The 6,693-nt window shown below is 59.8% G+C and carries 4 protein-coding genes, 1 other RNA gene and 1 pseudogene (1 of these 6 running past the window's edge); 1 reads left to right on the plus strand and 5 read right to left on the minus strand.

Features of this window, described 5'->3' with window-relative positions; all coding sequences use genetic code 11:
• Positions 1-2 precede the first annotated feature (2 nt).
• From FVQ81_06500 to ssrA, 5 genes are all read right to left on the minus strand, one after another.
• On the minus strand, positions 3-1,400 hold the full coding sequence (locus tag FVQ81_06500) for a hydrogenase (protein ID MBW7996210.1): 1,398 nt from the start codon (positions 1,398-1,400) through the stop codon (positions 3-5).
• Positions 1,393-4,512, minus strand: a complete 3,120-nt coding sequence (locus FVQ81_06505) for a 4Fe-4S dicluster domain-containing protein (GenBank protein ID MBW7996211.1) — start codon at positions 4,510-4,512, stop codon at positions 1,393-1,395. The genes FVQ81_06500 and FVQ81_06505 overlap by 8 nt, the downstream gene beginning before the upstream one ends.
• Positions 4,513-4,524: 12 nt before the next feature.
• Positions 4,525-5,229, minus strand: a complete 705-nt coding sequence (locus FVQ81_06510; protein ID MBW7996212.1) for a cytochrome c3 family protein — start codon at positions 5,227-5,229, stop codon at positions 4,525-4,527.
• A gap of 261 nt (positions 5,230-5,490) precedes the next feature.
• Positions 5,491-5,676 (minus strand): hypothetical protein, encoded by a 186-nt coding sequence (locus tag FVQ81_06515; protein ID MBW7996213.1) that lies wholly within the window; start codon positions 5,674-5,676, stop codon positions 5,491-5,493.
• Positions 5,677-5,784: 108 nt separating this feature from the next.
• Positions 5,785-6,141, minus strand: a transfer-messenger RNA (tmRNA) gene (gene ssrA / locus FVQ81_06520).
• A 135-nt stretch (positions 6,142-6,276) separates the two neighbouring features.
• On the opposite strand from ssrA, the pseudogene FVQ81_06525 reads away from it, so the two are divergent.
• Positions 6,277-6,693: pseudogene (locus FVQ81_06525) on the plus strand (CvpA family protein); it runs 33 nt beyond the window's last position.

Consider the following 6,693-nt stretch of genomic DNA (forward strand, 5'->3'; position numbering starts at 1 on the left):
TATCAGGCTCCCTCCCCGCCCGCGCGACGGAACGGTTTGGCCAGGATCACCTTGGTCTCGGCGATCGAGATCGTGGGGAAGAACTTGATAAACAGCAGGAACAGCGTAAAGAACAGTCCGAACGAACCTACAGTCACCGCCCAGTCCCAGAACGTGGGCACGTACATGTCCCAGCTGGCGGGCAGGAAATCACGGTGCAGCGAGGTGACAATGATATTGAACCGCTCGAACCACATCCCCACGTTGACCGCGATCGCCACAACGAACATCAACGGCAGACTGCGCCTGGCCCGTTTAGACCAGAACAGCTGCGGGATTACGATGTTGCAGATCAGCATGATCAATATCGTCGGGGCATAGGGTCCGGTCAGCCGGTTCATGAACACGAACTGTTCGTAGGTTTCCTCGCTGTACCAGGCGGTGAAAACCTCCATGGCGTAGCTGTAACCTACCATCAGCGAGGTGAGCAGAATCACCTTGTTCATCAGCTCCAGATGGTTGATGGTGATATACCGCTCAAGCCCGTAGGCCTTTCGCATGATTACCAGCAACGTCACCACCATCGCCATTCCGCTGAAAATGGCTCCGGCCACGAAATACGGTGGAAAAATTGTCGCATGCCAGCCGGGGATCAGCGAGACAGCGAAGTCGAAACTGACGATGCTGTGCACCGAAAGCACCAGCGGAGTGGCCAGCCAGGCGAACTGCCAGTAGGCTTTCTCATAATGCTCCCAGTGGCTTGCTGTCGGCCGCCAGCCGAGAGAAAGAATGCCGAAAACGAATTTCTTGATTTTGTTTTTGGCCGCATCGCGTACGGTGGCCATGTCCGGCAGCAGACCCTGGTACCAGAACAGCAGTGAAATCGTCAGGTAGGTGCTGACCGCGAACACGTCCCAGATCAGCGGGCTGCGGAAATTGACCCACAGCAGGCGAGAGTTGGGGTACGGAACCAGCCAGAACGCCAGCCACGGCCGTCCTGTGTGGATCAGCGGGAAAATCCCGGCGCAGATGACGGCGAAAATAGTCATCGCCTCGGCAGTGCGGTTGATACTGTTGCGCCAGCGCTGACGGAACAGGAGCAGCACCGCCGAAATCAGAGTGCCCGCGTGGCCGATACCGATCCAGAAGACGAAGTTGGTGATATAGACTCCCCAGCCCACCGGGTTGTTGATCCCCAGGATCCCGATACCTTCTTTGAGCTGGTAGCCGATTGCGCCGAACATCAGCGCCAGACAACCCATGGCCAGCAGAAGGCCCATGATCCAGAGCTTGCCCGGCAGCTCGCCCATCGGGCGCATCACGTCATGCGTCACATCGGCGGCGGTTACCTGCTCGTCAACCCAGGGACGTGAGGCCAGCTCCTTCGTTTCCACTACGTCATTTTCCCGGATTTCAGCCATGGTGTTCTCCGTGCCCGCCCTCGTCCTGATCCGGCTGGCGGTTCTTGACCTGGGTCAGGTAGCCTATCGACGGCACCACGTTGAGTTCCTCCAGCGCCCTGAACCCACGCTGCTTGAAATAGAGCTTGTGGACTTCGCTGTTCGGGTCGTTCAGATCGCCGAAAACCAGCGCACCGGTCGGGCAGGTCTGCACGCAGGCCGGCTGGACTTCACCGTCCCGGACCGGCACACCGCGTTCCTTGGCTTTGTAGCGCGCCTCGCGGATACGCTGGAGACAGAACGTGCACTTCTCCATCACGCCCTTCTCCCGCACCGTCACGTCCGGGTTCAGGGTCATGCGCATGCTTTCGCTCTCGTAGGCTTCCAGCGCGTACTCGTGCCAGTTGAACCGGCGCACCTTGTACGGGCAGTTGTTGGAACAATAGCGCGTGCCCACGCAGCGGTTGTAGACCTGGAGGTTAAGGCCCTCGTCGTTATGGACAGTGGCCACCACCGGGCAGACAGTCTCACAGGGTGCGTTCATGCAATGCTGGCAGAGCATCGGCTGATTGACCAGCTGCGGGTTGTCCGGATCACCGGAGTAGTAGCGGTCGATCCTGATCCAGTGCATCTCGCGGCCGTTGAGCATCTGCTTCTTGCCGACCACTGGGATATTGTTCTCGGCCATGCAGGCTACAGTGCAGGCGCCGCAGGCGGTGCAGTTGTTGAGATCTATCGCCATGCCCCAGCGATGGCCGGGATAGGCGTGATCCTCGCCCCAGATCGAGCGGCGGCGGTATTCTTCGAGAGTGGGATTGATTTTATCGTGGCCGGCATGACTGAACTGGCCGGCCGACTGATCGTGGCTGAATTCCTCGAGCGTGGTGGAGAAGACGATCGGCCGGCTTTCAGTGCTCGAGTGGGCCTGCACCGAGGCCAGCCTGGCACGTTTTCCGGTCGCAGAGATGACCGCCCCGGAGATAGTGTAATGCAATCCGGTATCCAGTAAGCCCGTCAGTCCGTAGGCATTCGCTCCGCGGCTGTTACCGACCTCGCCGGCGGCTTTTCTGCCCCAGCCGACTTCAAGGGCGGCCACGCCGGCGGCCATCCCGGGCTGCACCAGCACCGGAGCCTCCACACCCCTGCCCTCGACCTCCAGACTGACAACATCCCCGTCACCCACTCCCAGTTCCCCGGCGGTCACGGGAGCCAGCGAGATAAAGTTCTCCCACGCCACCCTGGAGACAGGCCGCGGAGTTTCCAGCAGCCAGGCGTTGTTCATCGAGCGGCCGTCCCAGTGGATAGATCCCGCCGAGAGCCTCAGCTCGATACCATCCCGGACCTGATCCGGCTTGCCCAGCACGGTCAGCGCCTCAGGGCGGAACCTGGCCAACGGGTTTGCCGCTTCCGGCTCTTCCCGCGGCAGGCTAACCACGCCCTGCTGAAGAGATTCGATCCAGAAGCTTTCGAAATCTCCAGCCGCACCGGTGGCCGGATAGATATTGTCCCGCCAGTACTGCTTGAGATACATCCGCCATTCAACAGCTCCCTCCCCGGCGGCGAAGTCATTATTACCGGCCGCCAGCGCAAGTGCGATCAGGCTCTGCTCAACCTGACGGTTGTCCCAGATCGGCGAGATCAGCGGCTGCTGGAGAGAGTAGGTGCCAGCCAGCGGCTCGGCGTCGTTCCAGGATTCGGCAGGGTGCAGCGCGGGAAGGACGTAGTCGCACAAGGCGGTGGTTTCGTCAATCCGGTCGGCAAGAGAGACTTTAAGCGGTACTTGCGCCAGCGCCCCGGCCAGCCCGGATTCGGCGGGGAGCGTGAACGCCGGGTTGGTTCCGGCGATAATCACCGCCCCTACCCTGCCGGCGCTCATGGCGGCAATGGCATCATCCAGCGCCTCCGGGCCGCTGCCTGCGGAATTATCGCGCAGTGCTCCGGCAATCATGGTGTTGCCCGGGGAATCCAGGGCGGCGTTCAGCAGATTGACCAGCGCGTGCAGCCTGGCGCCCGAGTCCCCCGAGTTGGCGAAATTCTCGCTGACCAGCAGGCACTCGCCGCGGGCGGATTCCAGGCGGGCGGCGAGTTCGCCGAGACAACCTGCTGGCAGGCCTAGTTCGCGCTCAACATCCGCAGGTTGGAACGAAGTCAGGAACGAGGTGATCCGGCCATCGGTGGCGTACCCGCTCACCTTGCGTTCCACGAGCAGGATGCGGGCCAGCGCTCCGGCGACCCTGTAGAGGGCGGAGGCTTTGACCGGATAGCGCTGATCTGCCATCGCGCCGGTCTCCGTGTATTCAGGCTCGAAACTTACCACCCGGCTCATCGCTTCGCTTTCAGGGTCGCGCCTGGCGAAGAAATCGCGGAGATACTGCATGCGCTGGTCGTTTGTCGCCAGCGGATCGGACCCGAACAGGACTAGTTCGCGCGCCCGGTCGAAACGGTAAAGCGGCGGCGAGGACCAGGCGAATGCACGGGCAATGCAAGCACGCCACAGATAGTCAGTCAAAGGCTCATAAGTTACGTGAAGGGCACCGGGAAAACCGGCCAGGAACTGATTCGCCAGCGCCGAGCGCGCCGGGCCGTTCCAGCTTCCGGTCAACAGGATAACTTCACCGGCCGTGGCCAGCTTCCCGCCGATCTCCGCATCCAGAGCCGTGAAATCCGCCGCCGCCCAGGAACCGTCCTGGTTCTTTCTGGCCGGACCGGCCAGCCGGCCTGGATCATAGAGATTGAACAGCGACGCCTGTCCGCGTACACAGAGCCTGCCCCTGTTCAGCGGATGCGCCGGGTTGCCCTCGAGTTTCACCGGGCGGCCCTCGCGCACCCTGGCGATTACGCCGCAACCGGCAGGGCATTCCCCACAGGTGGTGGCGTAGAAATTAGCCACACCCGGTACCAGGTTCTCGGGCTGGTTAAGGTACGGCACGATCTTTTCCGCCGGCCGTCGCATGCAGCCAACCATGCTGAAAACCGCCGCCACCCCGCCCAGCTTGATAAAATCACGGCGGCTGAAGAGCGGGATATCGCCGGAGGGCTTATCGGTAACCGGGATGGCCGGAACGACGGGACTCGGCGCCGAGGTGTTCTCCAGTTGCTCCAGACCGGTCCAGAATTCAGGCTTGTCGGACATCAGAACCCTTTATCATTGATGGCACGTGCTGCACTGTGTCATTGCGTTGTGGTGCGGAATTACGCCGGTAGCCAGTCTCTCCGGCGTTTTATCCAGTCCGGTGGCGTTTTGGCCGGCCGCCACACTGCTGTTAAGCGTCTGCAAGTCCACATACTTCAAATATGGGTAGCGCTCGTAAATGCCTATCCCGGCCGATGTGAGAGCACCGGTGGAGTCGAGATAAGCCTGATGGAACTGGCTCTGGCGGTGGCACTCGATGCAGTCGCCCATTTCCAGGCGCTTGACCTGGCTGATCAGCGGCATCACGGCCACGTCGCCGTGGCACTCCATGCAGTCCACGCCGGCTTTAAGGTGCCATTTGTGGCTGAAATAGACATGGTCCGGCAGGCGATGGACCCGCTCCCACTGCACGGTCTTCCCTTCGTTGTACATCCGGCCCAGCATCTTGATATTGTCCTTGTCGAGCCCCACCACGCTATGGCAGCCCATGCAGACGTTCATCGGCGGGATCCCCGCATGCGGACCTTTTTCCGCCGCGCCGTGGCAATACAGGCAATCCATCTTGTAGTCGCCTGCGTGAATTTTATGGCTGAAAGGTATGGGCTGGTCGGGCGCGTAGCCGGTGTTGATGTCGAGGTGCCAGACGTAGTGGCCCGAAACCGCCAGGACTGCGATAGCGATTATTATCAAGTGGAGCTTGCTTTTAATCAGGTTCATGCAGGAGTCGCTCTGTCAAAATAACAAGCGAAAAGGCAATCCGTTTTCTGGCTTCCTCCGCCTATCGAAACGACATAAACCGTGAGCGGCCATACAGGTGGGAAATTCAGATCGGCTTAAAAGTACATCGGACAGGTGAGGATGTCCAGAATAATTGTCAGCAGTTCCCCAGCAAGCCGTCACCTCCCCATCTCACGCCGTTCTAATCAAATTCAACCTGTTAACGGCAGCCTGCCTGGCAAAGTTTCAGCAAATTATGAATCATTTAACCAATTGAATTGTCCCGCAACATCGGCTGGCCAGGTCATGTTCCTGCGACAGGTGCTCGATAAGCATCCTGCGGCTGAAGGCGGGATCGTTCCACGGGATTTTGTATTGTCCGCTCCACAAGGAGCCGGGCTGGGGAGGACAGGTAATAAAGTCAAGCAAACCATTGCGGGAACTCATTGTCATGACTCCGTGCTCAAAAGCGTCAAACAAAATCAGCAAATGGCCGGCATGTACAAAAAACCGGCTGTCCAGTTAAGCGCCAGACAGCCGGGCTTGCGAGAAAAATGGTGGAGGCGGCGGGAATCGAACCCGCGTCCGAAGACAGGCCAAACCGGGCCTCTACATGCTTAGTCGATGTTTGATCGTCGACGGATGGCCATTCCACCGACAGAACACGCCATCCGGTTAGCCGGGGAAGATCTTACCTCAGGCGTCCCGGCGCCACATGAGGCCAGCCTGCTTTATCGTCGCCCGCAGCGTCTCCACAGGCGGGGAGTTCGCAACGGACGTGGCTGCATTAGTTATGCAGCCAGAGCCAAGTTATCGTTGGCAATTGATGGTTTCCCGCTTGATAACGAGGTTCGGGACCCCGGCATGCAACCTGGCTCCGCCAGATATCTCCGTCGAAACCGGATCGCCCCCATTTTTTTCGTACCTGTTTGAAACTAGCCTGCGAAGTTGACAATGTCAAGCGGACAGCTTAAAATGAGTCCGGGCGCAACCCGCCTGCAAGTTTTTCCATCCTGCCGGATTTAATCCGGAAAGGCTCGTGACCGGATGATTACAGTTGTCGATTTTATCCTGTTGATTGTCTGCCTCTTTTTCGTCCTCCGGGGCCTGTTCAGGGGTATCCTGATGGAGGTATTCAGCATCCTGGCCCTGGTGACCGGAATCCTGGCTTCTATCAATTACTACACCCTGGCCGCGGGCTGGTTCGAGAGCATCTTCCCCGCCGGAGCCAGCCGCAATGCAGCCGGGCTGGCGGCCGTGTTCCTGGTGGTCTGGCTGTTGATCAAGATCCTCAGCTGGATCCTGAACAAGAGCCTGGGCGAAGCCGAAACCAACCCGGCCAGCCGGATCGCCGGCGGTACGCTCGCCCTGGTTAAAGCCGTCCTGTTTCTGACCCTGGTCGTTTACATGGCCGAAAATGTGTGGCCGGGCAACAAGATTACCTCGGATAGCCTCTCCACAGGG

This window comes from Candidatus Glassbacteria bacterium, assembly GCA_019456185.1.
Classification (GTDB): Bacteria; Gemmatimonadota; Glassbacteria; order GWA2-58-10; family GWA2-58-10; genus JAJRTS01.